Origin of the sequence: Streptomyces reniochalinae, assembly GCF_003323735.1 — a bacterium.
GTDB classification, from domain to species: domain Bacteria; phylum Actinomycetota; class Actinomycetes; order Streptomycetales; family Streptomycetaceae; genus Streptomyces; species Streptomyces reniochalinae.
This window is the reverse complement of sequence record NZ_QOIM01000028.1, coordinates 108312-133993: the sequence shown is the minus strand read 5'-3', so window position 1 is coordinate 133993 and position 25682 is coordinate 108312. Positions and strand designations below refer to the sequence as shown.

The following is a 25682-nucleotide window of genomic DNA, read 5'->3' as shown; positions in this document are numbered from 1 at the left end:
GCCGAGCCGGGGCGGCGGCGCTCCGCAATAGCGGGGGCGTCGACGGCAAGGGTGTCCGCTCACCCCGTGGGACCGCCCCGTCCTCCGGCGCCGCCGGGCGAGGTCACTCCCCGGTTCCCGAGGCGCGGTCGCCCCACGCGCCCACCGAACGTCCGTATGGCGACTCGTCCGGCACGCGTGCGGGCCGACAGCGCTCCTGTCCGTTGAGAGGCCATGCATGGCTGGCAGCCGGCGCTCGTCCCAGGCCCCCTCGACGCCGTCCCGTCCGCCCGAGGCGGAGCAGGCGACGCAGCCGGCCCCTCGCTCGCCCCGGACCGTCTTCGCACAGTCGCTGCGGCGGCACGCCGGACGGCTGGCGGTCGGCTGGCTGCTGCTGGCCGTGCACCAGGCGGCGGAGGCTGCCGTGCCGATCGCCATCGGGGTGATCATCGACCGCGCCGTGTCCGCCGGTGATCCGACGGCGCTGGCCTGGTCCGTTGCCTCCCTCGCCGCCCTCTTCGCCGTGCTCGCCCTCGCGTGGCGCAACGGTGCGCGCCAGGGCGTGACCTCACTGGAGCGTGAGGCCCACCAGTTGCGCGTGGACGTGGCACGTACCGCGCTGGACCCGCGAGGGCGCCGCACCGGCCTGCGTACCGGCGAACTGCTCGCGGTGGCCTCGTCCGACGCGCAGAAGACCGCGCTGATCATCCGCGCGGTGTCCCTCGGGATCGGAGCGCTCTGCGCAATCGTCGTCTCCTCCGTCGCACTGCTCGTCATCGACGTACCGCTCGGACTGGGCGTGCTCGCCGGTGTGACGCTGTCGGTGCTGCTCAACGCCCGGGTCTCGCCCCGCCTCACCCGGCACAGCGCCGCACTGCAAAAGGCCACAGGGCAGGCCACGGCGATGGCCGCCGACCTGCTCGGCGGGGTGCGCACCCTCCGGGGGATCGGCGCCCGGAGCGCCGCCTTGGAACGGTATCGGGAGGCCGGTGACGCCGCGCTGCGGGCCGGGCTGCGTGCCGCCACGACCACCGGCCTCCACCAGGGTGTGACCGTCGCGGGCAGCGGACTGTTCCTGGCCGGGGTCGCCGGCTTCGCCGGCTGGGCGGCGCTGACCGGGAGACTCACCGTGGGGCAGCTGGTCACCGTGACCGGCCTGGCGCAGTTCCTCGCCGAGCCGTTGCGCACCCTGGGATTCTGCGGCCGGATCGCCGCGGGCGCGCGCGCCTCCGCCCGCCGCTGGGCCGGTGTGGTGGACGCGGCCCCCCAGGTGTCGGCGGGAACCCTCGCAGCCGTACGGGAGAGCGCTGACCTGACGCTGCGTCGCGTCAGGTACCGCACGCTGGACGGGCTCGACCTGCACGCCGCTCACGGCCGCCTGACAGCCGTCGTCGCCTATGACCCGCGCGACGCCGACGCACTGCTCGCGGTGGTGTCCGGGCAGGCGTCCGCGCACGAGGGCGAGGTGCTGGTTGCAGGTGTGCCCGCGGGAGAACTCACGCTGGACGCCATGCGGCGCACGGTGCATGTCGAGCAGCACGATGTCGCCCTGTTCGAGGGCAGTGTGCGGGAGAACCTGACGGCGGGCCGCGAGCACGGGCAGGCGCCGGTCGCCGCGGCGGTGACCGCTGCCGCCGCGGACGACATCGTCGCCCTCCACTCCGCAGGGCTGGACCATCAGGTGACCGAGCGGGGCGCCTCCCTTTCAGGGGGCCAGCGTCAGCGCATCGCCTTGGCCCGTGCGCTGCTGGCGGCTCCTCCCGTGCTCGTCCTGCACGAGCCGACCACCGCGGTGGACGCCGTGACCGAAGAGGTGATCGCCCACCGGCTTGCCGACCACCGGCGCGGGCACTGCACCGTCGTGATCACCAGCAGCCCGGCCCTGCTGGCCCGCGCCGATCAGGTGGTCGTGATCGAGGACGGCCGTGCGACGCGCACCGGAACGCACACCCGGCTCGCGGCGTCCGACGCCGGTTACCGGAAGGCGGTACTGCGATGAGTGAGCGCACCAGCGGCCGGCGGACCACGAGGGACAGCGGCCAGGGCGGTGTCCCGTCGGCGCGGCATAAGGGCCGGGCAGCCGGTGATCGGTCGGCCGGTGGTGGTGCGGGCGCCGGGCAGAGGCCCGGCGCCCGGCCGGCGACTCCGGCCGACGCGCTGCTCCCCGTGGCCTCGCCCCGCCTGACGTGGGGTCTGCTGCGCGCCGAACTGGCCGGGCACCGCCGCCTCGCGGTGGCCGCCGCTGTCGTGATGCCGGCGGCCAGCGCGGCCGGGCTGACCGCTCCCTGGGTCCTGGGCCGGCTCGTCGACGAGGTACGTGCGGACGCCGGCACCGCCCATCTCGCGTGGGCAGTAATCGTCTTGGTGGTCGCAGCGCTGGCCACCGGGGTGCTCACCGGAGTGGGTGGCGCCCTGGTGGCGCGGGTCGGGGAAACGGTCCTGGCACGGATCCGGGCCCGGGTGCTCGACCGGGCTTTGCAGCTGCCGTCGGCGACTCTGGAGAGGACCGGCACGGGGGATCTGCTCTCCCGGGCCGGTGACGACGTGGCCGTCGTCACCGGTGCGATATCGGGCGTCGTGCCGCCCCTGGCGAACGCGGTGTTCACCGTGGGGCTGACAGCGGGTGGCCTGTTCGCCCTCGACTGGCGCCTGGGCCTCGCGGGTCTCGCGGCGGCCCCGGTGTACGTCCTGGCGCTGCGCTGGTACCTGCCGCGCTCCGGCCCGCTCTACGCCCAGCAGCGGGTGCTGACCGGCGCCCGCACACAGGCGCTGGCGGCTTCGCTGCGGGGCGCGTCCACTCTGCGTGCCTACCGGTGGGAAGAGGCACACGTGGCTCGGGTGGCGGAGCGTTCGGCCGCGGCGCGCGAGGTGTCGCTGTCGGTCTTCCGGCTGTTCACGCGCTTCAGTTCGCGGCTCAACTCCGCTGAGTTCATCGGCCTGACCGCCGTCCTCGTCACCGGGTTCTTCCTGGTCCGCTCCGACGCGGTGACCGTCGGCGCCGTCACGGCGGCGGCGCTCTACTTCCACCGGCTGTTCAACCCGATCGGCTTCCTGGTCACCCAGTTCGACGACATCCAGGAGGCGGGCGCCGCGCTGGCCCGCCTCGCGGGCGTCGCCATGATGAGCCCGCCGGTCGAGCCCGAGGCCCCGGAGGTTCCGGCCGACACGAGTCTGGAGCTGTGCGCCGTCTCCCACACCTACGGCGACCACCAGGTGCTGCGGGAGGTGTCCTTGTGCGTCGCACCCGGCGAGCGGGTGGCGCTGGTGGGGGCGAGCGGTGCGGGCAAGAGCACCCTGGCCGCCATCGCCGCCGGTGTGCTGCGGCCGACGGCAGGCACCGTGCGGCTGGGCGGGGCACCGGTGGAGCGGATGGGCGAGCGCCGGACGGAGCGCCACGTGGCGCTGCTCAGTCAGGAGCTGCACGTCTTCCACGGCACCGTGCTGGACAACGTGCGGCTGGCGCGGACCACGGCCGGCGACGCGGAGATCCTGGGCGCGCTCGACGCGGTCGGCGCCCTGGAGTGGGTGCGTGCGCTGCCGGAGGGCGCGGAGACCCGGGTGGGAGAAGGCGCCCACCCGTTGACCGCCGCGCAGGCCGGCCATGTGGCCCTCGCCAGGCTGGCCCTCGCGGACCCGGCGGTCGCGGTTCTCGACGAGGCGACAGCCGAGGCGGGCAGCGCCGGTGCCCGGATACTGGAGGACGCGGCCGAGGCGGCGACCCGGGGCCGGACCACTCTCCTTGTCGCGCACCGCCTCACCCAGGCCGAGCGGGCCGACAGGATCGTGGTGCTCGACGGCGGCCTCGTGGTGGAGAGCGGCTCCCACGCCGAACTCCTCGCGGCGGGCGGACGGTACGCCCGACTGTGGCGGAGCTGGGCCGGCCCGGAGGCGGAACCGGACGCGGAGCCGCGGACTTCGGTGCCCGCGCCGCGCTGAAGGACTGGTGCCGGCGGGCCACCTGGCGTGTCGCCCGGCCGGGAGGAGAGCGCGGTCCGCGCCGGGCGGGACGGCCCCAGCGGAAGAGGGAACCGAAGTGGCCGGAATGGCGCGGTCCGCGCCGGGCGGGACGGCGGCTGAGCGGCGTGTCCGGTTCCGGATTGCGAATGCGTCACAGCCACCGACCCCCGGCGTTAATTAGGCTAGGCTTACCTCACTAATTCGCAGTCTTCACGGAGCATCCATGCCTCGCTCGTCCCGCCCCCTCCGGATCTTCCCGATCGTGATGCGCCGTGTGCGGGTCGCCGGAATCGACGACCTCACGCCGAACATGCGCCGCCTCACCCTGACCGGTGACGAGTTGGCCGAGGGCGTCATGGGAGACGGATACCGGCGGCCCGCGTTCCGCTCCGACGGGTTCGACGACCACGTCAAACTCGTCGTCCCGCCCGCCGAAGGCGAGCTGCCGCGCGTCGGCACCCAGGAGGAGACCCGCTTCGCCTGGAACCCCGAGGTGCTCGGCAACACCCGTGACTACACGGTCCGCTCCTGGGACCCGGAGAAGAACACCTTCGCCATCGACGTGGCCCGTCACGACGCCGGACTCGCCGCCTCGTGGGCATTCAACGCGCAGGTCGGAGACGCGATCCAGTTCGCGGGGCCGAAGTCCTGTGCGCTGGTCAACACCGACGCCGACTGGCATCTGCTCGCCGGTGACGAGACCGCGCTGCCTGCCATCGCCCGCTGGCTGGAGGAGGCGCCCGAGACCGCCCGCGGCCACGTCGTGATCGAGATCCCGACCGCCGAGGACCGCCAGCGGCTGCACACCCGGGCCGGCGTGACGATCGAGTGGCTGGTGAGGGCCGAGGCTCCAGCCGGTGCCACCACCCAACTGTTCGACGCGGTGCGCCGCATCGAGGTACCCGAGGGCCGGGTGTACGCGTGGACGGCGGGCGAGGCCATGGCCATCGCCCCCATACGCCGCTACCTGCGCGGCGAACTCGGCCTGCCCAAGGAGGACGTCGAGGTCGTCGGCTACTGGCGGCGCCCCAAGGCGGTGACGGCCGCGAAGGAGACGGCGCGCGACAACGCCGAGAGCCTCGTGCCCGCCCCGGCCGAGGAGAGTACGGAAACCTCTGATCTGCCGACGCGGATCCACGAGATGACCGAGCTGGCGCCACCCGTGCTCACCCGCGCCGCGGTCACGCTCGGTATCAACCCCGCCGTCTCCAGCGGCGTGACCACCGTGGAAGGACTCGCTGCCGAGACCGGTGTACCGGCCGGCCGCCTCGCCCCACTGCTCGACGGCATGACGGCGCTCGGCCTCCTGGAGCGCGAGAGGGACCACTTCGGCAACACGCCACTCGGTGCGGTGCTGTGCGACGACTCCGTCCAGGACGAGCTCTGTCTCGACAACCCGGCCAACCGGGAGACGCTCGCCCTGGTCGATCTGGTCGACGTGCTGCGCGCCGACGGCCACGCCGAGCGCCTGGGCGAACTGTGCTGGCGCGAGCGGCGGGTGGCCGACCCGGACCTCGACGCCGCCCACCAGGACCGGGCGGCCGAGCAGTTGGCGTACGTCCTCGACCTGTTGCCCGACGTCCCCGCGGTGCGGGACGCCACGACCCTCGCCGTCAGCGGCGACGCGGCCCCCCACGTGGCCGGGCGGATCGCCCGCGGCCGCACCGTGCACCTGCCGGGCACGGACGTCGCCGCCTGGCCGGACCACGACTGCGCGATACTCGTCGCCGCTCTCGAAGGCCGCACCGACGAGGAGTGCCGGACCCTGCTGCGTACGGCACTGGCAGCGGGCCGCGCCCTCGTGCTGTTCGAGCGCACCAGCGACAAGGCCGCCGTCGACGACCACGCCGCCGAGCACGCGCTCACCAGTCTGGCCGTCACCGGCGCACCGCTGCGCTCCAGCGGACAGGTCGCCGCGCTGCTGCGCGCGGCCGGTGCGGCCACCGTCGAACGCACCGTGCTCGGCTGGGGCTTCGGGCCGTTCGGAACCGTGACGGTCGCTCATGCCTGAGCCCGCCCCCGGCACGCTCGCCGAGGCCACCCCGGCCGCCGAGCGCCCGGCACCCACCGCCGACGCGGCATCCCGCGAGGATGCGCGGCCGGCCGCCGGCGCCAAGCCCTCCTTCCCCCGGACGCCACTCGTCCTCGCCGCACTCCTCGCGGCCCTGCTGCTGGCCGCCGCGGCCAGTCTGCTCGTCGGCGCCGAGGGCATCGCGCTCGGCAGGATCGTCGACGCGGTCCTGGGCCACGGCGACCAGCAGGCCGACGCCCTCGTCCTCGACTCCCGGCTGCCGCGCACCGTCGTGGCGATCGCCGTCGGCGCCGCGCTCGGTGTCGCCGGCGCCGTCATCCAGGCGTACACCCGCAACCCGCTCGCCGACCCCGGCATTCTCGGCGTCAACGGCGGTGCGGCGCTCGGTGTCACGCTCGCGCTGTGGCTCGGTGCCTCGACCTCCACCAGCGCCCTCGTCCTGCCCGCGCTGGCCGGGTCGCTGCTCGCGACCGTCGCCCTGCTGATGTTCGCCTCGGCGGGCAAGGGCCCGGCGACGCCGGTCCGCATGGTCCTGGCCGGTGTCGCGCTTGCCGCGGTTCTCGGCGGACTCACCACCGCCATCCGCCTGTTCGACGTCGCGACGTTCGACGGGTACCGGTCCTGGGCAGCCGGCTCGGTGGCCGGGCGCGCGCTCACCGACCTCATCGGAGTCCTCCCGTACCTCGTGGTCGGGCTGCTGCTCGCCGGCGCCCTGGTGCGCCCGCTCAACGCGGTCGCGCTGGGCGAGGACACCGCCGCCTCCCTCGGAGTCGACACCCGGCGGGTGCGCCTGGGCACGATCGTCTCCGTCACACTGCTGGTCGGCTCGGCCACCGCCATCGCCGGACCCGTGACCTTCCTCGGGCTGATGGTGCCGCACGTGTGCCGTCTGCTGGTCGGCAACGACCAGCGCCGCATCATCCCGCTGGCCGCACTCGCCGCACCCGTCCTCCTGCTCGCCTCCGACATCCTGGCCAGGGTGGCGCTGCCGCTGCGGGAGATGCCCGTGGGCGTCGTCACGGCGTTCGTCGGTGCCCCGGTGCTGATCCGGCTGGTCTCCAACCGGAAGGTGCACGCCCAGTGACCGCGTGGATATCGGCCGAGCAGGGTGACCTGACCGTCCGCGGGCCCCGGCGCCTACGGGTGTCCGCGCGCGTGCCCGTGCGCTATGCCGCAGTGTGCGCCCTGCTCGTCGCGGCGACGGCGGGCGTGACCGTGGCCGCGCTCATGCTCGGCAAGGTGAACTACTCCCCGGCTCAGGTCCTCTCCACACTGACCGGTGACGGCACCCGGGTCACGGAGTTGTTCATCCTCCAGTGGCGGCTGCCGCGTGCTGTCGCCGCCGTGGTCCTCGGGACGATGCTCGGCGTGGCCGGAGCGCTCTTCCAGTGCATCACCCGCAACCCGCTGGGAAGTCCCGACATCATCGGCTTCACCGCCGGAGCCTCCGCGGGCGGTGTCGCGGTGATCACCTTCGTCGGTCCCGGGATCGCGCTGGTCGCGGGCGGCGCGCTGGCAGGTGGTCTCGTGGTCACGCTGCTCGTCGTGCTCTTCGCACGCGACGGCGGCACGGCCGGCTTCCGCCTGGTGATCGTCGGTATCGGACTCAACGCCATGATGGTGGCGCTGGAGACGTACTTCTACCTCATCGCGGACTCCGACATCTCCCAGGTCGCCGCCGTCTGGGGCGCCGGCTCCCTGAACGCCGTCAGCTTCAGCCACACCGGCCCCGCCCTCGCGACGGGCGCCGTCCTCACGATCCTGGTCTGCGCCGGACTCCAGCGTGCCCTCCCGGTGTTCGACCTGGGCGAGGACACCGCCGCCGCGCTCGGCGTGCGACCCGCGCGCCTGCGGCTGCTGCTGGTGCTGGGTGGCGTCGTCCTGGTCGCGGTGGTCACCGCCGCCGCGGGGCCCATCGCCTTCGTCGCGCTGGCAGCCCCCCATGTCGGACGCCGGCTCGCCGGAACCTACGGCACCGCGCTGCTGCCCGCCGCCTGCGCCGGAGCCCTCATCCTCTCCAGCGCCGACCTCGTCGCCCAGCACGCCGTACCGGGCCACGCCTTCCCGGTCGGCGTGGTCACCGTCGCGGTCGGCGGCGTCTACCTCCTCTCGCTGCTCGTCCGCGAGAACCGGAAGGGAACCCTGTGAACACGCACGCCCGCCCGGCGCAGTCCCTGCCCTCGCTGCGCGCCGACGACATCACGATGGCGTACGACGACCGGGTCATCGGCGAAAATCTGACAGTCGGCGTCCCCGACGGCGAGTTCACGGTGATCCTGGGCCCCAACGCCTGCGGCAAGTCCACGTTGCTGCGCTCCTTGTCCCGGCTGCTCAAGCCGACCGCGGGCACGGTGTACCTGGACGGCAAGGACATCCACCGGATGCGGGGCAAGGACCTGGCGACCCGCCTCGGGCTGCTGCCGCAGTCGACCGTGACACCTGCCGGTATCCCCGTCCTCGACCTCGTACGACGAGGCCGCTACCCCCACCAGTCGGCGCTCTCGCGGTGGAGTCACGAGGACGAGGCCAGTGTGCGCCGCGCTCTGGAGCAGACCGGTATGACGGAGCTGACCGGCAGGCCCGTCGACGAACTGTCGGGCGGGCAGCGCCAGCGCGCGTGGGTCGCGATGGCTCTCGCGCAGGAGAGCCCCATCCTGCTGCTCGACGAGCCGACCACGTTCCTCGACGTCTCGCACCAGATCGCTCTGCTCGACCTGTTCGCCGAGCTGAACCGCAGCGCCGGTCGCACCATCGTCGCCGTGCTGCATGACATCAACCACGCGGCCCGCTACGCAGGGCACCTCGTCGTGATGTCCGCCGGGCGCGTCGTCGCGCAGGGCTCCCCCGCCGAGGTGCTCACCAGCGACCTGCTGGCCGAGGTCTTCGACGTCGAGGCCACCATCATCGAGGACCCGGTCAACGGCGGGCCTCACATCATCACCAGGCATCAGGGCAGCCGTCCGGCGCCCACCGCCCCGATCCTCCGGAAGGTCGCACCATGAGGTCCACCACCGTTTCCCTTCTCGCGGGCTCCGTCGTCCTCTCCCTCGCCCTGGCGGGCTGCTCGTCCTCCGACGGCGGTGGCTCCAAGGCCAGTTCTCGGACGAGGACGGTCACGGACGCGGGCGGTACCGAGGTCAAGGTGCCGGACAAGCCCAAGCGTGTCGTCCCGCTGCACTACTCCGCCACCCAGCCGGTTCTCGACCTGGGCTTCAAGCCGGTGGGCCAGGGCGCCTTCGAGAAGGGCATCATCCCGAAGGACCAGGCCGCCGAAATCGAGAAAATCCCCGTCGTCGCGCGGCAGGAGCCGAAGCTGGAGGACATCGCGGCGCTCGAACCCGACCTGATTCTCGCGCCCAACGTGTACGACGAGGAGACACTCAAGGCGCTCAGGGACATCGCGCCCGTTTACACCTTCACGCTCCGCGGTGGTGACCGCGCCAGGTGGACACAGCGTACGGAGGAGGTCGCCGAGGCGCTCGGCGTACCGGAGAAGGCCGACAAGCTACAGGCGGCCTTCGCGAAGCGCCAGAAGGGCATCGCGAAGAAGTACGGCAAGGTCATCAAGGGCAAGACGGTCGGCGTCATCGGCTCCTACGAGGAGAACAACTTCTACGCCTGGGGCGAGAAGAACATGCAGGGCTCGCTGATGGTCCCGCTCGGCTTCACCTGGTCCCGGCAGGAGAGCAAGATCGTCAAGGGGCAGAAGGAGCCGGAGGCCACCCTCTCCAACGAGAAGCTGGCCTCCGCCGTCAGCGACGCCGATGTCCTCTTCCTCGACTCCAACCTGCGTGGCCAGGTCAACGCCTTCATGAAGACCGTGCAGAAGACCTCGCTCTACAAGCAGCTCCCCGCGGTGAAGAACGACCACGTCTATGTGGGCGGCAAGAACACCGTGGCCGGCTACACCGATGCCCACTACACCCTCGACCGGGTAGAGGACGCGCTCAAAGACCTCCAGGCCGAGTAGGGAGGGCTGCTCCCCCGGGGACACGGTCCCGACAAGGTCGGTGAACTCGGCGAGGATCGACGAAACCGCGACCAACCGTTTCCGTCGCCAGAGCGACTGGGCTTGGGAAGTGGTGCCCACTGACAACACCACCGGGTGGCGTGCCGTAGAGTGGGCGGCACGACGCGGGGTGGAGCAGCTCGGTAGCTCGCTGGGCTCATAACCCAGAGGTCGCAGGTTCAAATCCTGTCCCCGCTACCAGCCCCGGCCCCCTCAACGGCGTTGAGGGGGCCGGTCGTTGTCCGGGTACCGGGGGCACAGGCCGACAGCCCGATCCGGTGGGCCTCCCGGGTCCGAGAGGCGCAGGGCCCCGCGACGCACGCATCGGCCGACTCGCACCTCGCTCAGCGCTCAGCCGCTCAGCGTGGCAGGTTCTCGCTACGGATCTGGGCAGCGGCCTCAGTGTCTTCAGCATCGACTCTGGCCGCCTCGTCGAGGACACGAGGAAGACTTCCGGCAGGGATGACCGCGGCGCCTGCGGAGTCGGCGAAGACGTAGTCGCCTGGGACGACGCACACCCCCTCGACTTCGACGGCGACGTTGGCCGCGTAGGGCATGACCGTGTCGCCGCCCCAGCGGGTCGCCTCTCCTCGGCACCACGTCGCGAATCCATGTTCCCCGAGCTGCTGGAAGTCGCGCAGCCTTCCGCCTGCCAGCACGCCGGCGAGTCCGTGGTTCGCCACCCGGGACAGTTTTGTGCCGCCGCCGTGTGAGGCATCGGGATACCCACCGCTCGACATGACCAGTACGCGTCCGGCCGGGGTCTGTCCGACCGCCTCGTAGAAAAGGTCGGCGAATCCGCGGCCGGTCTGTTGCAGATCGTCGCGACAGGGCATGTACGCGAGGGTGACCGCCGGACCGAAGAGCGGCCGTGTGGGATCGGGACTGGTGAGGGCCAGGATATGCGCACGGTGCGAATGGATTCGCCCCAGCGCATCCACCAGTGCTGCGCAGCCGAGATTTTTCGCCCTCGCCGCGAAGTCGTCGTCTCTCGTGCCGCTCACATCGCCCTCCATGTTCGAACTCGCGCCTCTCGACTCGCGGGAGACATCCTGCCGGCGGCACCTCACGGAGATCAGGGCTGGTACTGATCGTCCCAGCGAGCCGGATCCTCCTCGAGGGCGCCGCGGTCCCATCCGCCACGGTCGGCGGCGGCCTCGTAGGTGGTTTGCAGGAAGCGCAGCACATCGCCTTCGGGATCGGTAGCGGTGCGTACAGCCTCGTACGGCAACAGGAATTCACCGTAGTCCGCACTGAAGAAGGCCGCTTCCGGAGCGACCTCGTGTTCGTCGAAGCCGGTCGGCGCCGGGTAGGCATAGGAGTAGAAGGCGCCCTCCTCGCCGCCCCCGGGCCAGAAGCCGCAGCTGCTCAATTCGCGGCTGTAGGCTTCCCTCATCACCCAGTCGCCAAGGTGGGGAGCCCCACCGGGGTGAGGCGGAGCAGTCCGACCCGAGAAGCGTGCGCACGCCAGGTCCATGCTTCCCCAGAAGAACTGCACAGGGCTGGCTTTCCCCACGAAACGGGCACGGAACTCATCCATCACGCGATACGCCTGCATAAGCTGCCGCCAGAACGCCGATGCCGCCTCGGGATCGTAGGTGGCCTGCTCGAAGTTGTCGGCGAACTGCACCGCCGGCTCCACTTCGTTCGGGTGAGGCTGGATCGCCGCCTCGATGTGCAGTTCCCCCAAGGCGCGTAGTACTTCGGCGTGGAAGTCGGCAACCGACCGATTCTGGAGAGCGATTCTTCGCGTGTCGCCGACGCTGGTTCTGATGTGCAGCTGCTCACCGAGAAAATCGAACTCGATGTCGAATACTCCCGAATGGTAGGGGATCGCCGGAGCGATCAGCCCGCGGGAGCTCACCTGAAGGCACACCTGCCACCAGTGGTTCACCATCGGCGCATGCTTCAGGCGAATCTTTCCGACGATCTGCGTCCACATGTGGAGGGTGTCGCGGGTGGCGGACCAGTCCTCGACCCGCAGGCTCGGCCAAAGCACCTGGGACGTCGCGTGTCCAGTGGTCATAGCCTCTCCCTCTCGAGCGGCAGTTCCGAGCGCCCGTCCGTTTCCCGGCTTTTACCAGGTCCGGGACACCGAGGCACATCAGGCAGCTTTCGGAAATGCGGACGTGCTTGCTCGGACGCATTCGCGCGGACGCACCAGCGACGTTCGCCTCAGCCGCGCGGGTCTCCCGTGAACATCCGGTCCGCGTCATCGGCAGCCGCAGCCGGCGTCACCGGTGTTCCGGATTGGGCAGCTCGGGGCGGCAGCCTGCGTCCCACTCGGTGCGTTGATTGCCATAGGCAGGGATTCCTCCCTCCCGTCGCAGCATCGCCGCCACGTGCAGGAGGTTGTAGGTCATGAACGTGGTGTTGCGGTTCGTGAAGTCGTTCTCCGGGCCGCCTGAGCCGGGATCGAGGTAGGACGGCCCGGGACCGGCTTCACCGCTCCATCCCGCATCGGCTTGCGGAGGGATGGTGTACCCCAAATGTTGCAGGCTGTAGAGCACATTCATGGCACAGTGCTTGACACCGTCCTCGTTACCGGTGATCAGGCAGCCACCCACACGCCCGTAATACGAATACTGACCGCTGTCGTTCAGCAGGGCCGAGCAACTGTACAGCCTCTCGATCACCTTCTTCATCATCGAGCTGTTGTCCCCGAGCCAGATCGGCCCACTGAGAACCAGAATGTCGGAAGCCAGCACCCGCTCGAAGAGCGCCGGCCACGCGTCGTGAGTCCAGCCGTGCTCTCGCATATCCGGCCACACGCCGGTTGCGATGTCGTGATCAGCCGCACGGACGACCTCCACCTCGGCACCGTGCCCGCGCATGATGCCGGTGCTCAACGCGATGAGCCCGTCAGTGTTACTGACCTCCGGGGAGGGTTTGAGGGTCGCGTTGATGAACAAAGCGCGCAGCCCGTCGAACTGAGGTGGCGCTGCCGCTGTCCCGGATCCCGCCATCGCTTACCACCTCAAGTGACGATCGAAGAGGAAGTACCAGCTCATTTCCTCGGCGACGTTCGCCGCCGGCCGGCCGGCTCAGTTCGATGAACGCGGACCACGTCGCCTCACCGTGTCGATACGCAGTCGCCGACCACGGCCGCTCCGCCGTGAGAGGCCCGGTTTCCATGCGTCCACCTGGCTCCCCAAGAGCCATTTCTCAGCAGAGTGACGCACGTTCTCCCCACGTGCAACCTGGCGCCGTTTCGCCACCGCCGGCGTTGACACAGAGTGAAGCGGTAGCCAATAGCGTGTCGTCTCTGGCGCGACTCGCGGATGAAGGTTGTCCCATAAGTGCTCTTGCAGTCGTGCAGATGTGGGCGGCCGGTGGGCAACCGGCTCGGTTGACCGTTGAGAGCGAGGTTGTGCAGGCGGGCGATGCCGAGCATGGCGTGGTGAACGCCGTCGCCTTCGAAGACGGCAGCCGCCAACGATCTTCCAGCTAGGAAGCCGCTGGTCACGCCCGCAGACCGTCCACCGCCGCGTCGATCGCAGCCAGCGCCGCGCTCTGGTCGAGGCCCGCCCTCGATACGAGCGACAGGCCCTGGACGACGTAGAGCAGGAGCTGCGCCTGGGCCTCGGGGGAGGAGTCGTCCGTGACCTCGCCGGCGGCCTGGGCACGGCGGAGCGCCTCGGTGACGATCTCGACGAACCGGCGGTACGAGCGGGTCACCACCTCCGTGGCCTCGCTGTCCCGAGGGACGAGTTCGGCGGTGGTGTTGCCGACCAGACACCCCTGCGGCACGCCCACGTCGGAGATCAGTTCGTCCAGCCGCGCCGGGTGCGTCAGGACCTCGCGCAGGGCCGGCAGGAGCGGGGCGGCCTCGAGAGCAGTGGTCAGGTGCCGCTCGTACACCTCCCAGTAGAGCCTGACGGCGTCGAGGTAGAAGCGGCGCTTGTCACCGAACGCTCCGTAGAGGCTGCCGCGCTCGACGGCCAGCGCGTCGACCAGGTCCTGGACCGACGTCGCCCCGTATCCCCGGGACCAGAACAGTTCGAGTGCGCGCTCCAGCGTCTGTCTCTTGTCGAACTCGCGGGGGCGTCCGGTTCGTGCCACGCGAGCAAGACTACGTCTTCTTGACTGGACGTTCAAGAAGACGTAGCTTCTGCCGGGTTACTTCTTGAACGCATGCACAGAAGTCGCTCGGCCGGCGGCCGGCGCGAAGGGCGGAGCTATGGAATTCGCAGGCAGGACGGCACTCGTCACCGGATCCGGCGCGATCGGCGGGCTGGGGCACGCGGCTGCCGAGGTGCTGGCCGCGGGCGGGGCGGACCTGATCCTCACCGGCAGCGATGCCGAGCGCGGTGCCCAGGTGGCGGCGTTGGGCCCGGACATGGGCGGCATGGGTCTGACCACCACGCTCAAGCGCACGTCGGACCCGGCCGAAGTGGCTCAGGTGGTCGCCTTCCTCGCCGGTGACCGCGCCGGCTACGTGACCGGAGCGACCGCGGCCGCCGACGGCGGCCGGACCGCGATCTGAGGGGATCGGAACAGTGAATCGTCTTGCGGGAAAGCACGCGTTGATCACCGGAGGAACGAGCGGCATCGGCCTGGAAACGGCCCGCCAGTTCCTCGCCGAAGGGGCGACCGTCGCCATCACCGGCCGCTCCCGGGAAAGACTGGACGAGGCAGCCCGGCGACTGGAGGGCCCGCTGCTGACCCTCGTCAGCGACGCCGGCGACGTGCCCGACCAGGCGGCACTCGCGGCACGGCTGCGGACGGAGTGGCCGAAGCTCGACATCCTGATGAGCAACGCCGCCGACGTCACCCACCTACCGCTGGACGCATGGACCGAGGAGGCGTTCGACAGGCTCGTCACGACCAATCTCAAGTCGCCGTTCTTCCTGATCAGGGACCTGCTGCCGCTCTTCTCGCGGCAGTCCTCGGTCATCCTCGTCGGTTCGGTCTCCGCATACATAGGACACGAGAACGCGACGGTCTACGGCGCGGCCAAGGCCGGGCTGCTCTCCTACGCGCGCGGCCTGACCTACGAGCTGAAGGACCGGGGCGTCCGCGTCAACGGACTGAGCCCGGGCCCGACCGTCACCAACGCGTTCGCCCCTCTCGGCCCCGAACGCCAGGCCGCCCTCTATGAGGAACTCCGGCAGACCGTACCCCTCCACCGCCTGGGAACCGCCACGGAGCTGGCGAAGGCGGCCGTGTACCTCGCCTCGGACGAATCCGCTTACACAGCGGGCACGGTGCTGCGAGTTGACGGCGGGATCGGGGAGCTGGCGTATTGACAGCGTGTCCTATGTGGTGCCTCGCAGCGAAGTGGGTTCGCCAGGCACTGTCGAAGAAGTCCTCTGGGCGCCGACGAATCCGCCACCGGCACCCGCCTTCCCGAGTGCCCCCGTGGAGGCGACCGGGTGGGCCCGACCGGCGACCGTGGGACGCCTGGGGCGCTCGCGTGGACGCTGTCGTCGGGGCACAGTGGAAGAATGCACCGTGAGGACATCGACCCGCGCTTCTTCGGGGGAAAGTTGGCCTACAACCGGGCGGTGGTGATCGAGCAGCCGCAGCGCTGGCTCGCTGTCGCCGGTCATGAGGCCCGGGACGACGAAGGAGGCATCGCCGCCGAGGGCGACATCCGCGGCCAGATCCGGCTGACCTTCCAGCGGCTGGCCGAGACTCTGGACAAGGCCGGATTCGCCCTGAGTGACCTCGTCCAGATCAGGATCTTCACCGTCGACATCGCTGCGGTGACGGCCCACTACGACACCGTGCTGGACGTTCTGGCCGAAGCCGACAGCCGCCCGACCAGCTTGCTGGCCGAGGTCAGGGCCCTGTCGGATCCCCGCATGCTCATCGAGATCGAAGGGCTCGCCGCCCAGTAGGCCCCTCCCTCCCGGCAGACGCAGCCCGGCCGACCGCGTGAGGGAGATCATCAAGAGAACCGCCGGCAAGTGAGACCCCTCGTACGCAGGCTCCGCAGCACCCCGTCGGTTTCGTCAACTCGCCGCAAACATTCATGAGTTGATGAAGCCCGGTGGGTTACGCACCGACCCTGGCGCCCCTATGCTGCGGCAGCGCTCCCCCTCGGTGCGGAAGGGGGCAGAGCCGAGGGGGGACCGCGATGAGGCTGGGAAGACGGGGCGCCGTCGCCGTGGGGGCAGCGCTGTTGCTCGGGACCGTACAGGCGGGTCCCGCCGGGGCGGCGGCGGATCCGGTCTGCCCGACGGTCTTCGGGCACGGCGGTTACCCGACCGGGGCCGACCCCTGGGACCGCGACCAGATACGCCAGCCCAACAACCCCGAAGCTCTCGCCCAGCAGAAGAGCTGGGGTGCCGGTGGCGTGGAGGCCGACCTGCAACTCACCAGGAACGGCACCAAGGGCGTGATGTGGCACAACACCACGACCAACGGGCTGACCGGCAGCCGGACGCCGATCACTGAGCTGTGGTGGGCGACGGGCGCGGATCAGCTCAAGGGCCGTACGATCACTCGCGGCCCGTACAGCGGAGAGACCGTCCACACCTTCCGCGAGTGGCTCGACAGCGCCAAGGCCAAGGGGCTGATACCGCTGGTGGAGCTCAAGGGCGAGGCCCGGCAGTCGCTGCTCAACAGCGACGCGGCCATTCGCGACAGAGCCTGGAAGGAGATCATCGCGCCCATGGCGGAGCGGATGCCCTCCCAGGAGATCATGATGTTCACCCACGACACCGCACTCGAACCGGAGCTCGCCAAGCGCCTCGAGGCGGCCGGGCTCGGCGCCGCGCTCACCGCGCACCCCGCGTGGGTCGACGGGATCGGCTGGGAGGAGCCGCCTCCCGCGGCCTCCGGCAACTACACGTCGTGGCAGGACAACCTCTCCCGGCTCGGCTCCCCCACGCGTTCGGTCAGGATGGCCACCTCGTGGACCAGGGACTTCAACGCCTGGCTGGCCGGCAGGTGCGTCTGACGCGGTATGCACCCCAAGGGCCCCCCAGAAAGGGCACGGTGGCGGCCTTCACCGTCACGCGGGAGGTGCGAGCCGGCCGCCGCGGTCCGCGTACGGCCGGCCGCTCCGTGCACTGCTTGAGCGCGTCACGTGTGGCGTACGCGCTCGTCCACGGCCCGGGTCAGGCCACGGTGATGTTCTCGGCCTGAGGGCCCTTCTTGCCCTGCGTCACGTCGAAGGTGACGGCCTGACCCTCCTGGAGCTCGCGGAAGCCGGTGGCGTTGATGTTGGAGTAGTGCGCGAAGACGTCGGGGCCTCCGCCTTCCTGGGCGATGAAGCCGAAGCCCTTTTCGGCGTTGAACCACTTGACGGTTCCGCTGGCCATGCTGGTGCCTCTCAGTCGATATCGGGGCCGCACCGCGCGGACCCGGAGGTGATCGCCCTGGCCCTGCCCTGCGCAACACAAAGCCCACGCCGGAGCGCGGGCAGGTGCGGCGAACCACGACATCTGCCCCAGACGCTACACGGAGATACCGGTCATCACCAGAGAGAAACGATCGCGAACGGCCGGGAGGGTGCTCGAACCGGTGCCCGGGGTCTCCCCCGCCACCGGCAGCGCTCCGCGGCGCGCCCCGCGGAGCAGGGGCGACCGCGGCCGGGCCTCGCGTGCCGGGTCTCCCGGCACGCCTCGGGGACGCGAGGCGTGCGTCAGGGTGCGATGTCCTCCAACCGGCGCCCCGCGGTCTCCTCCGCGCCGAGTCCCGCGGTGAGCGCCCCCACGGCGGCGACGGCGGCCAGGCCGAGGAAGACGGCTCCGAGCCGTCCTCCCGCGTAGACGGCGCCGACGACGATCGGACCCGAGATGACGCCCACCCTGTTGAGGGCGCCGCCGACGCTGCTGCCCAGGGCGCGCATGCGGGTGGGGAACAGCTCCGGCGTGTAGAGGTAGAGGCAGATGTTGGAGCCGAAGAAGAAGACGGCGGCCAGCGACGTCCACACCAGGACGTGCACCGGCGAGTCACCACCGAACAGGCCGAGGGCGAGCAGCGCGGCGGCGGCGAGTCCGAGGCAGCCTGTGACGGTGCGGCGGCGGCCGACGACGTCCACCGTCAGGGCGACCAACGCGCAGCCGAGCAGCCCCGCACACGAGGTGACGGTCGAGTAGAGGAGCGCGTCGGACAGGGGAAGGTGGTAGCGGGTCTCGTAGATGGTCGGTAGCCACGAGGTGATGCCGTAGTTGACGAAGTATCCGGCGAACCACAGCGTGCCGATGACCACGGTGCGGCGCCGGTAGGGCCCGGACAGCAGTTCACGCAGTCCGCCCCGCGCCCGGTCGCGGCCTCCCGTCGGGCCGCCTCCCCGCGCCCGGTTGGCGCTGTCCCGGGTCCGGCCGTCGCCCCTCACATCTCCGTCACCGTCCCGGCGTCGGTGGTCGTCCCCGCGCCGGTCGCCGTCCCGCGCCGGCGCCGTGACCGGGTGCGGCCCGTCGGGCGGCGGCAGCGGGGAGCCGGTGGCCTTCTCCACCTCGGCCTCGATCCGGGCCATCACGCGCAGCGCCTCGCCGTGGCGGCCGTGGTCGGCCAGCCAGCGCGGGGACTCGGGGACCCGGTGGCGGACGAGGAGGCACAGGAGTCCGGGCAGTGCCGCGATGCCGAACATCCAGCGCCAGCCCAGCACGGGAACCAGCCAGGCGGCGAGCAGGGCGCCGACCGTGAGGCCCGCGGGGAAGACGAGTTCGTACAGCAGGACGAAGCGGCCGCGGCGGTGGCTGCGGGTGATCTCCGCGATGAAGGTGGCGGCGACGGGCACCTCTCCCCCGATGGCGAGGCCCTGGACGAAGCGGGCCGCCATGAAGGGTTCAGGCGCGGTGCACAGTGTCAGCAGCAGGTTGCAGGCTCCGGAGACACCGATGCAGGCGGCGATGACCCGTACGCGTCCGTACCGGTCGGCCAGGCGCCCGGAGACCACGGCCCCGACCAGCATGCCGACCGAGCCGACTGTCAGCAGCGCCGTGGAGTGCGCCGTGCCCAGGTGCCATTCCTGGCGCAGTTGCGGCAGCGCGTAGGCGATCAGCAGCTGGTCGAACGCTTCGAAGAAGGTGACCACTCCGACGATCAGCCGCACGGTGACGTGCCAGCGGGAGAGCGGCAGACGCTCGAATCTGGCGGCCACGTCGGCGGGCACGGTCCGGGGCGGTGGCGGTTTCGGCGGGAGTGGGTGTTCGTGGTGTGCGTCGAGCGTCATGGAGGAGTCCTCCGGCTCCGCCGCCGTCCGTGGTGACCGAGGGGAGCGGATCGGGCCCCGGCAGGAGGGGCGCGGAAGTCGGTGTGCGAGGGGTGGGCGGGCCGGTCGGCGGCCTGACCCCGAGCTGGCTTCTCGGTAAGCACAAAGCCTCTTAGGGCTTAAGTTCTACAGCTCCCCCGTCGGCGAGCGTCAAGACGTCGTGCAGGGGAAAATCGATCCGGCTCGACTCTTGCGAGTGAATAGTTAAGCCCTTAGATTTCTAGCGCTTGAGCAACACAGTCCACGCCCCCACCTCTTGGAGGTCCCAGATGCCGCGCATCCCAGCCGACGAGATCCTCATCGCGGGACAGTGGCGGCGCGGAGAGGGCGAGTTGGTGGAGACCACCGATCCCGCAGACGGCACCGTCCTCGCCGTCCTCCATGCGGCCTCCGAACACGATGTGGACGAGGCCGCGCGGGCCGCGGCCCGCGCGGCGGCCGACCCCGCCTGGCGCGACCTGCTGCCACACGAGCGGGCACGGCTGCTCCACCGGATCGGGGATCTGGTCGAGGAGGCGGCCGGGGAACTGGCCGCGCTCCAGACCGCCGACACCGGCAAGACCCTGACCGAGACGCGCGCCCTCGCTTACAGCGCGGCCGGCACCTTCCGCTACACGGCGGCCGCGCTGGAGACGGCCGAGGAGTCCCTCACCCCCTCGCGCGGCCCGTATCTGTCGCTGAGCGTCCACGAGCCCATCGGGGTGGTCGCCGCCATCAACCCCTGGAACTCGCCCGTCGCCAGCGACGCGCAAAAACTCGCCCCCGCACTGGCAGCGGGCAACGCCGTGCTGCTCAAGCCCGCCAGGTGGACGCCCCTGGTCTCCCTCGCCCTCGCCCGGCTGATCAGCGCCGCACTCGCCGAACACGGCCTGCCCGCGGCGCTGGTCTCGGTGCTGCCCGGCGGAGGGCGCACGGTCGGCGCGGCGCTCGCACAGCATCCGCTGGTCGGCAGGGTCGGCTTCACCGGCGGCACCGCGACAGGGCGCGAGCTGGCCCAGGTGGCCGCGCGGAAGCTGATCCCCGCGTCGTTGGAGCTGGGCGGCAAATCGCCGACGATCGTGCGGCCCGACGCCGACCTCGACGCGGCCCTCGCCGGGGTGATGTTCGGCGTCTTCTCCTCCAGCGGCCAGTCCTGCGTCGCCGGATCCCGGCTGTTCGTCGCCCGCGAGCTGTACGACACGTTCCTCGCCACCCTCGTGGAGCGGGTGCGGGCGCTGCGCGTCGGACCCGGCACCGACCCGGACACCCAGGTGGCGCCACTGGTCCACCACGAGCACCGGGACGCCGTCGCGGCCTGGGTGCGGCTCGCGCGGCAGGAGGGCGGACGCGTCCTGTGCGGCGGCAGCGCACCGGCGGGTGATCCCTACGACCGCGGCGCCTACTACCTGCCCACCGTCATCGACGGGCTGCCGCCCACCGCGCGGGTGTGCCAGGAGGAGATCTTCGGCCCCGTCCTGGTGGCCTTCCCCTACGACGACGAGGACGATCTGGTCCGCCAGGCCAACGGCACCGTCTACGGCCTCGCCTGCGGCATCTGGACCCGCGACCCGCTGGCCGCCTGGCGGCTCGCCCGGCGGGTGGAGGCCGGAACCGTCTGGATCAACACCTACAAGCAGTTCAGCATCTCCACCCCGTTCGGCGGGGTGAAGGACAGCGGCCTGGGCACCGAGAAGGGCCGTGACGCCATCCGCGCCTACCAGCGCCAGAAGTCCGTCTACTGGAGCACTTCCCAGACCCCCCTCCCCTGGGCCTCCTGAGTCCCGCCAGGACCCGCACCGCTCACCCGTACCTGAGGAGAACGGCATGCCACACCCTCCGGCGCCCTCCGCGCCCGTCGCACGCCTGCGCGCGCTGCGCTCCGTCGAACTGCTCACCCCCGCCCTCACGGAGGCCGCCGGCTTCTACGAGGAGGTGTGGGGCCTCCAGACCGTCGAGGCCGAGCAGGGCGCGCGTTGGCTGCGCGGCACCGGCGAGGAGCACCACGCGCTCCAGTTGACCCGGTCGGACCGCACCGGCCTGGGGCGGCTCTCCTTCGCCGTCGGCACCCCCGCCGAGGTGGACGAGGCGGCGCGGCGGCTCCAGGCGCGCGGGATCGTCCCCGACGCGGGCCCCGGCCCGCTCGACCAGGTGGGCGGCGGGTACGGGCTGCGCTTCCGCGACCACGAGGGGCGGCAGCTCGAACTGTCGGCCGAGACCTGGGCGGTTACGCCGCGCGGGCGGGAGGAGGCCGTGCCGGTGGGCGTGACGCACACGGTCCTCAACACCACCGACATCGACGCCTCGGTCGGCTTCTACCGCGAGGTGCTGGGCCTGAGGGTTTCGGACTGGTCCGAACACCAGATGGCCTTCCTGCGGTGCAACGCCGACCACCACTGCGTGGCCTTCAACCAGGCCGACTGGGCGTCGCTCAACCACGTCGCCTACGAGATGCCGTCCGTGGACCACTTCATGCGCGGCCTCGGCCGGCTGCGGCACCACGGCATCGTGCCGCAGTGGGGCCCTGGCCGGCACGGGCCGGGGAACAACACCTTCTCCTACTTCACCGACCCGGCCGGGCTGGTGTGCGAGTACACCTCGGAGGTCGCGCAGGTCGACGAGGACCGGTGGATCGCCAAGGTGTGGCGCCGCACCCCCGAACTCTCCGACCTGTGGGGCACAGCGGGCCCCCCGTCGCCACTGATCCGCCACCACATGGCGGGCACCGCCGACGGCAGCCCCGTCACCCCGCCCGCCGCCGCGGGGCAGGAGGTGGCTGCGTGAGCCGGCTCGCCGTGGGACTCGTCGGCTGGGGAGCCATCGGCCGCACCGTCGGAACGGCGCTCGCCGCGGGCCGGGTGCCCGGCGCCACGCTGGTCAGGGTGGTCGACAACCGCCCCCTCGGCGACGCCCTGGCCGCCCCGCAGAGCTCCGTCGAGGAGGCGCTGGCCCACTGCGACGTGCTCGTGGAGGCGGCGGGTGCGGGGTTCGTCCGCGAGTGGGGCGAGCGTGTGCTGTGCGCGGGTACCGACCTGCTGGTCGCCTCCACCGGCGCGCTGACCGACGACGAACTCGCCAAGCGGCTGCTGGCCGCGGCCCCTGGCCGGGTCCACTTCACCGGCGGCGCCGTCGGCGGGCTCGACCTGCTCCAGGCCGCCCGCTCCATGGGCCCGCTCACCGAGGTGCTGCTGACGACCACGAAACTGCCCGCCACCCTCGAACAGCCGTGGATGGACGAGGGACTGCTGACCCGGCTGCGCACCGCGACAGCGCCCGTCGAGGTGATGACGGGAACGGCCCGTGACGTGCCCGCGCACTTCCCCAGGTCCACGAACGTGGCCGCTTCCGTGGCGCTGGCCGTCGGCGACCTGGACTCGGTGCGGGTACGCGTCGTCGCCGACCAGGCCGCCACCCGCACCCGCCACGTCATCGAGGCGCACGGCCCGTTCGGCTCCTACCGCTTCGAGGTCAACCACCTGCCCGACCCCGGCAACCCGGCCACCAGCCAGGTGGTGCCCCACGCCGTGCTGCGCGGGCTGGCCGCGCTGGCCCACAGCCCGGGGCGGATCCTGTGACCGCCGCGCCCCGGCAGGCCGCCGCCGCTCCCCCGGCCCGGCCCGCCTACGACCCGGGCGGGTTGCACGTGGCCGAGGCGGGCGCCGAGGGGCCGCTGCTGCTGTGCCTGCACGGCATCGGCTCCTCCTCCGCCTCCTTCGCACCGCAGCTGGCCGAACTCGGCGGGCACGCCCGCGTACTCGCCTGGGACGCACCCGGCTACGCCGACTCGGCCGACCCCGAAGTGCCGTTGGACCTGGACGGCTTCGCGGAGGTGGCCGCGGCGCTGCTGCGCTCGCGCGGCGCCGGCGAGGAGCCGGGCACCCGCGCGCACGTGCTCGGCGTCTCCTGGGGCGGCGTCGTCGCCCAGCGGCTCGCCCTGCGCCACCCCGGACTCGTCGCGTCTCTCGTGCTGGCCGACTCCACCCCCGGATCGGGCGGCGATCCCGAAGCGGCCGCGGCCATGCGGGCCCGCGCGGAGCGGTTGCGGGAGCAAGGGCCCCGGGCCTTCGCCCGGGAGCGGGCCCCGCGGCTGGTCTCGCCCACCGCGCCCGAGGACCTGGTCCGCCGGGTCACCGACACCATGGCCGCCGCCGTCCGGCTGCCCGGGTACGGCTACGCGGCCGAGTCCATGGCCGCCACCGACCTGCGGGCCGACCTGCCCGCGCTGGCGGCGCCGGCCCTCGTGCTCTGCGGCGACCAGGACCGCGTCACAGGGCCCGAGGCCTCCCAGGTCCTGGCGGGCGGCATCCACCGCGCCGCCTACGTGATCGTCAAGGACGCCGGTCACCTCGCCAACCAGGAGCAGCCCGAGCGGTTCAACGCCTGGGTGCTCTCCCACCTGCACATCGTCACCGCGTGACACCGACCGAAAGGACACCACCGTGCCGCTGACCACCGCCGCCTACGACGACAACGGCGATCTCGCCGCCTACACCGACTCGCTCATCGCCACCCGCGCCTCCCGCGAGCCCGACTGGGACACCCTCGCCTTCCAGGAGAAGGCCGGGCCGCAGTTCCGGCGCGCCCAGATCCGCTATGTCGGCTCCGGCGCCACCGGCAACCACGAGGGCGACAACCACATCCTGCCCTCGGGCGGGTTCACCTTCTCCAACATGCTGCTGCCGCCCGGCGCCGAGGGCCCCGCGCACACCCACCACGACGTCGAGGAGGCGTTCTTCGTCCTGGAGGGCGAGGTACGCGTCGGCGTCCACCGCGGCCCCGAGGAGACCGAGTACCGCACCCTGGGGTACCGGGACATGATCGTGGTGCCCGCCGGGGTGACGCGTTCACTCAAGAACGAGGGCGAGGTGGACGCGCTGTTCTGCGTCATCATCGGCACCCGAAAGCCGCAGGTGCCCTCCTACCCCGAGTACTCGCCCCTGTACGGCGTCACCCGTGACTGAGCCACCGGCGGCAGTCCGGACGGTCGTGGTGACCGGTGCGGGCCGTGGTCTGGGGGAGGCCATGGCCCGCCGGGCGGCCCGCGACGGGTTCCGCGTCGTGGTCGCGGAGGTCGACGCCGCGCGCGGCGAGGCGGGTGCCGCACGGCTGCGCGAGGAGGGGCTGGTGGCGCACGCGATCCCGTGCGACGTCGCCGACCCCGCCTCCGTCTGCGCCCTGGCCGGACGTGTCGCCGCACTCGGCCCCCTGTACGCGGTGGTCAACAACGCGGCCCTGGCCGACGGCGTGGGCGGCAAGGAGTTCCAGGAGATCGACGTCGCGGACTTCGACCGGCTGTGGGCGGTCAACGCGCGCGGCCCCTGGCTCGTCACCAAGGCGCTGTACGGGCCGCTCACCGCGCACGGCGGGCCCGCACGCATCGTCAACATCGCCAGCGACGCCGCCTTGTACGGGTCGCCCCGGCTGGCCCACTACCTGGCCACCAAGGGCGCCGTGATCGCCCTCACCCGGGGCATGGCACGCGAGCTCGGCGACAAGGGCATCACCGTGAACGCGCTGGCGCCCGGCCTCACCGAGTGCGAGGCGACCGCCGCGGTGCCCGGGGAGCGGCACGGGCTCTACCGCGCGAACCGTGCCATCTCCCGTGCCCAGCAGCCCGAGGACCTGACCGGGCTCCTCTCCTTCCTGCTGAGCGAGGAGTCCCGGTACATCACGGGTCAACTCCTCGCCGTCAACGGCGGCTTCACCATGCACTGACTCTCAGCCGTCCCATCCGCCCCTTCCCCCTTTGGAGCCCCCCATGGATCTCGGCCTCGCCGACCGCGCCTACCTGGTCACCGGCGGTAGTTCGGGGGTCGGCCTGGCCACGGTCCGCGCCCTGCTGGCGGAAGGCGCGCGGGTCGCCACCTGCGGCCGGGACGCCGCCCGGCTGGCCGCCGCCACCGGACGGCTGCACGCCGAGCCCGGCGCCCTGTTCAGCGACGTGTGCGACGTGCGGGACGCGGAGGCGGTGGCCGCCTTCACCGACCGCGCCGCCGCGGCACTCGGCGGTCTCGACGGCCTCGTCAACAACGCGGGAAGGTCCCGCATGAAGACGCTGGACGAGACGAGCGCGCAGGACTGGCGGGACGAGCTGGAGCTGAAGTTCGCCGGGATACTCCACCCCCTGCGCGCGGCCCGGCCCCACCTGCGGGCCTCGGACGCGGGCAGTGTCGTCAACGTCAACGCCGTCCTCGCCAAGCAGCCCGAGACCCGGCTGATCACCACCAGCGCGGCCCGCGCCGGCATCCTCAACCTCTCCAAGTCCCTGTCCAGCGAGCTGGCCGGTGAGGGAATCCGGGTCAACTCGGTGTGTTTGGGACTGATCGACACAGGACAGTGGACCAGACGGCACGCCGCGGCGGACTCCGGCCTCAGCTACGCGGACTGGCAGGCCGAACTCGCCGCCGACCGGGGTATCGCACTCGGCCGCCTCGGCAGCGCGGAGGAGGTCGCCTACGCCGTCGTCGCGCTGCTGTCCCCCCGCGCCTCCTACATCACCGGCACCAGCCTCGACGTCTGCGGCGGAGTCGGCCGCGGCGTCCTGTGACCCCCGAGGAGCA

General features: G+C 71.8%; 24 protein-coding genes, 1 tRNA gene and 1 pseudogene. 19 read left to right on the top strand and 7 right to left on the bottom strand.

All coding sequences use genetic code 11. The features are described 5' to 3' along the window. Positions 1 to 217: 217 nt before the first annotated feature. From DQ392_RS10030 to DQ392_RS09995, 8 genes are all read left to right on the top strand, one after another. Positions 218 to 1978 carry an ABC transporter transmembrane domain-containing protein gene (locus DQ392_RS10030; protein WP_114015192.1) on the top strand — a complete coding sequence of 587 codons (1761 nt, stop codon included), beginning with the start codon at positions 218 to 220 and terminating at the stop codon, positions 1976 to 1978. Beyond that, positions 1975 to 3915 (top strand): ABC transporter ATP-binding protein, encoded by a 1941-nt coding sequence (locus tag DQ392_RS10025; protein WP_114015191.1) that lies wholly within the window; start codon positions 1975 to 1977, stop codon positions 3913 to 3915. The genes DQ392_RS10030 and DQ392_RS10025 overlap by 4 nt, the downstream gene beginning before the upstream one ends. Positions 3916 to 4159: 244 nt before the next feature. Next, on the top strand, positions 4160 to 5947 hold the full coding sequence (locus DQ392_RS10020; protein WP_114015190.1) for a siderophore-interacting protein: 1788 nt from the start codon (positions 4160 to 4162) through the stop codon (positions 5945 to 5947). Then, positions 5940 to 7052, top strand: coding sequence for a FecCD family ABC transporter permease (locus tag DQ392_RS10015; protein WP_114015189.1), 1113 nt, complete (start codon positions 5940 to 5942; stop codon positions 7050 to 7052). The genes DQ392_RS10020 and DQ392_RS10015 overlap by 8 nt, the downstream gene beginning before the upstream one ends. Further along, positions 7049 to 8116, top strand: coding sequence for a FecCD family ABC transporter permease (locus DQ392_RS10010; protein WP_245981295.1), 1068 nt, complete (start codon positions 7049 to 7051; stop codon positions 8114 to 8116). Before DQ392_RS10015 ends, DQ392_RS10010 begins: the two co-directional genes overlap by 4 nt. Positions 8117 to 8142: 26 nt before the next feature. Further along, complete coding sequence (locus DQ392_RS10005; RefSeq protein ID WP_114015317.1) at positions 8143 to 8970, top strand: ABC transporter ATP-binding protein; 828 nt, start codon at positions 8143 to 8145, stop codon at positions 8968 to 8970. Continuing rightward, positions 8967 to 9938 (top strand): ABC transporter substrate-binding protein, encoded by a 972-nt coding sequence (locus DQ392_RS10000; RefSeq protein ID WP_114015188.1) that lies wholly within the window; start codon positions 8967 to 8969, stop codon positions 9936 to 9938. The genes DQ392_RS10005 and DQ392_RS10000 overlap by 4 nt, the downstream gene beginning before the upstream one ends. Before the next feature lie 163 nt (positions 9939 to 10101). Then, positions 10102 to 10178: transfer RNA gene (locus DQ392_RS09995), tRNA-Met, on the top strand. A gap of 158 nt (positions 10179 to 10336) precedes the next feature. On the opposite strand, the gene DQ392_RS09990 is transcribed toward DQ392_RS09995, so the two are convergent. The 5 genes and pseudogenes from DQ392_RS09990 to DQ392_RS09970 form a co-directional block, all read right to left on the bottom strand. Then, the gene (locus tag DQ392_RS09990; RefSeq protein WP_245981293.1) at positions 10337 to 10981 is read right to left on the bottom strand and encodes an RraA family protein; all 645 of its coding nucleotides are present in this window, start codon (positions 10979 to 10981) and stop codon (positions 10337 to 10339) included. Between the two features lie 71 nt (positions 10982 to 11052). After that, positions 11053 to 12003, bottom strand: a complete 951-nt coding sequence (locus DQ392_RS09985; RefSeq protein ID WP_114015186.1) for a DUF5996 family protein — start codon at positions 12001 to 12003, stop codon at positions 11053 to 11055. 208 nt (positions 12004 to 12211) lie between these two features. Continuing rightward, positions 12212 to 12943, bottom strand: coding sequence for a flavodoxin family protein (locus DQ392_RS09980; protein WP_114015185.1), 732 nt, complete (start codon positions 12941 to 12943; stop codon positions 12212 to 12214). Between the two features lie 386 nt (positions 12944 to 13329). Beyond that, positions 13330 to 13435: pseudogene (locus DQ392_RS09975) on the bottom strand (IS5/IS1182 family transposase); the annotation flags it as partial. Between the two features lie 4 nt (positions 13436 to 13439). Beyond that, positions 13440 to 14039: a TetR/AcrR family transcriptional regulator gene (locus DQ392_RS09970; protein WP_114015184.1), complete on the bottom strand. Its 600-nt coding sequence runs from the start codon at positions 14037 to 14039 to the stop codon at positions 13440 to 13442. 118 nt (positions 14040 to 14157) lie between these two features. Here DQ392_RS09970 and DQ392_RS09965 point away from each other — a divergent pair, with 118 nt between their 5' ends. The 4 genes from DQ392_RS09965 to DQ392_RS09950 all read left to right on the top strand — a co-directional run bounded on the left by DQ392_RS09965 (position 14158) and on the right by DQ392_RS09950 (position 16884). After that, entirely contained in the window at positions 14158 to 14463 is a 306-nt protein-coding gene (locus tag DQ392_RS09965) for an SDR family oxidoreductase (RefSeq protein ID WP_114015183.1), read from the top strand. A 13-nt stretch (positions 14464 to 14476) separates the two neighbouring features. After that, complete coding sequence (locus tag DQ392_RS09960) at positions 14477 to 15226, top strand: SDR family oxidoreductase (RefSeq protein ID WP_114015182.1); 750 nt, start codon at positions 14477 to 14479, stop codon at positions 15224 to 15226. A 198-nt stretch (positions 15227 to 15424) separates the two neighbouring features. Next, on the top strand, positions 15425 to 15820 hold the full coding sequence (locus tag DQ392_RS09955) for a Rid family hydrolase (RefSeq protein WP_114015181.1): 396 nt from the start codon (positions 15425 to 15427) through the stop codon (positions 15818 to 15820). Positions 15821 to 16059: 239 nt separating this feature from the next. Next, positions 16060 to 16884, top strand: coding sequence for a PI-PLC domain-containing protein (locus DQ392_RS09950; RefSeq protein WP_114015180.1), 825 nt, complete (start codon positions 16060 to 16062; stop codon positions 16882 to 16884). Positions 16885 to 17044: 160 nt separating this feature from the next. Here DQ392_RS09950 and DQ392_RS09945 read toward each other — a convergent pair whose 3' ends face one another. Both DQ392_RS09945 and DQ392_RS09940 read right to left on the bottom strand, forming a co-directional pair. Beyond that, positions 17045 to 17248 carry a cold-shock protein gene (locus DQ392_RS09945; protein ID WP_114015179.1) on the bottom strand — a complete coding sequence of 68 codons (204 nt, stop codon included), beginning with the start codon at positions 17246 to 17248 and terminating at the stop codon, positions 17045 to 17047. Between the two features lie 323 nt (positions 17249 to 17571). Then, positions 17572 to 19107, bottom strand: a complete 1536-nt coding sequence (locus DQ392_RS09940) for an MFS transporter (RefSeq protein WP_114015178.1) — start codon at positions 19105 to 19107, stop codon at positions 17572 to 17574. A gap of 308 nt (positions 19108 to 19415) precedes the next feature. On the opposite strand from DQ392_RS09940, the gene DQ392_RS09935 reads away from it, so the two are divergent. From DQ392_RS09935 to DQ392_RS09905, 7 genes are read left to right on the top strand one after another with little or no spacing between them, the layout of a single operon-like run. After that, positions 19416 to 20903, top strand: coding sequence for an aldehyde dehydrogenase (locus DQ392_RS09935; RefSeq protein ID WP_114015177.1), 1488 nt, complete (start codon positions 19416 to 19418; stop codon positions 20901 to 20903). Positions 20904 to 20949: 46 nt separating this feature from the next. Further along, positions 20950 to 21906 (top strand): VOC family protein, encoded by a 957-nt coding sequence (locus DQ392_RS09930; RefSeq protein WP_114015176.1) that lies wholly within the window; start codon positions 20950 to 20952, stop codon positions 21904 to 21906. Continuing rightward, positions 21903 to 22697: an aspartate dehydrogenase domain-containing protein gene (locus DQ392_RS09925; protein WP_114015175.1), complete on the top strand. Its 795-nt coding sequence runs from the start codon at positions 21903 to 21905 to the stop codon at positions 22695 to 22697. The genes DQ392_RS09930 and DQ392_RS09925 overlap by 4 nt, the downstream gene beginning before the upstream one ends. Continuing rightward, positions 22694 to 23539 (top strand): alpha/beta fold hydrolase, encoded by an 846-nt coding sequence (locus tag DQ392_RS09920; protein WP_181856359.1) that lies wholly within the window; start codon positions 22694 to 22696, stop codon positions 23537 to 23539. Before DQ392_RS09925 ends, DQ392_RS09920 begins: the two co-directional genes overlap by 4 nt. Positions 23540 to 23561: 22 nt before the next feature. Further along, positions 23562 to 24083, top strand: a complete 522-nt coding sequence (locus DQ392_RS09915; RefSeq protein WP_114015174.1) for a cupin domain-containing protein — start codon at positions 23562 to 23564, stop codon at positions 24081 to 24083. Beyond that, positions 24076 to 24837: an SDR family oxidoreductase gene (locus tag DQ392_RS09910; RefSeq protein ID WP_114015173.1), complete on the top strand. Its 762-nt coding sequence runs from the start codon at positions 24076 to 24078 to the stop codon at positions 24835 to 24837. Before DQ392_RS09915 ends, DQ392_RS09910 begins: the two co-directional genes overlap by 8 nt. A 43-nt stretch (positions 24838 to 24880) precedes the next feature. After that, a complete protein-coding gene (locus tag DQ392_RS09905; RefSeq protein ID WP_114015172.1) occupies positions 24881 to 25669 on the top strand; it encodes an SDR family oxidoreductase in 789 nt (262 codons plus the stop codon). Positions 25670 to 25682: the final 13 nt, after the last annotated feature.

Excerpts from the sequence above, each read along its gene's own strand:
- DQ392_RS10030 (WP_114015192.1), top strand. The coding sequence starts at position 218 with ATGGCTGGCAGCCGGCGCTCGTCCCAGGCCCCCTCGACGCCGTCCCGT.
- DQ392_RS10025 (WP_114015191.1), top strand. The coding sequence starts at position 1,975 with ATGAGTGAGCGCACCAGCGGCCGGCGGACCACGAGGGACAGCGGCCAG.
- DQ392_RS10020 (WP_114015190.1), top strand. The coding sequence starts at position 4,160 with ATGCCTCGCTCGTCCCGCCCCCTCCGGATCTTCCCGATCGTGATGCGC.
- DQ392_RS10015 (WP_114015189.1), top strand. The coding sequence starts at position 5,940 with ATGCCTGAGCCCGCCCCCGGCACGCTCGCCGAGGCCACCCCGGCCGCC.
- DQ392_RS10000 (WP_114015188.1), top strand. The coding sequence starts at position 8,967 with ATGAGGTCCACCACCGTTTCCCTTCTCGCGGGCTCCGTCGTCCTCTCC.
- DQ392_RS09985 (WP_114015186.1), bottom strand. The coding sequence starts at position 12,003 with ATGACCACTGGACACGCGACGTCCCAGGTGCTTTGGCCGAGCCTGCGG.
- DQ392_RS09980 (WP_114015185.1), bottom strand. The coding sequence starts at position 12,943 with ATGGCGGGATCCGGGACAGCGGCAGCGCCACCTCAGTTCGACGGGCTG.
- DQ392_RS09965 (WP_114015183.1), top strand. The coding sequence starts at position 14,158 with ATGGAATTCGCAGGCAGGACGGCACTCGTCACCGGATCCGGCGCGATC.
- DQ392_RS09955 (WP_114015181.1), top strand. The coding sequence starts at position 15,425 with ATGCACCGTGAGGACATCGACCCGCGCTTCTTCGGGGGAAAGTTGGCC.
- DQ392_RS09950 (WP_114015180.1), top strand. The coding sequence starts at position 16,060 with ATGAGGCTGGGAAGACGGGGCGCCGTCGCCGTGGGGGCAGCGCTGTTG.
- DQ392_RS09945 (WP_114015179.1), bottom strand. The coding sequence starts at position 17,248 with ATGGCCAGCGGAACCGTCAAGTGGTTCAACGCCGAAAAGGGCTTCGGC.
- DQ392_RS09940 (WP_114015178.1), bottom strand. The coding sequence starts at position 19,107 with ATGACGCTCGACGCACACCACGAACACCCACTCCCGCCGAAACCGCCA.
- DQ392_RS09935 (WP_114015177.1), top strand. The coding sequence starts at position 19,416 with ATGCCGCGCATCCCAGCCGACGAGATCCTCATCGCGGGACAGTGGCGG.
- DQ392_RS09930 (WP_114015176.1), top strand. The coding sequence starts at position 20,950 with ATGCCACACCCTCCGGCGCCCTCCGCGCCCGTCGCACGCCTGCGCGCG.
- DQ392_RS09905 (WP_114015172.1), top strand. The coding sequence starts at position 24,881 with ATGGATCTCGGCCTCGCCGACCGCGCCTACCTGGTCACCGGCGGTAGT.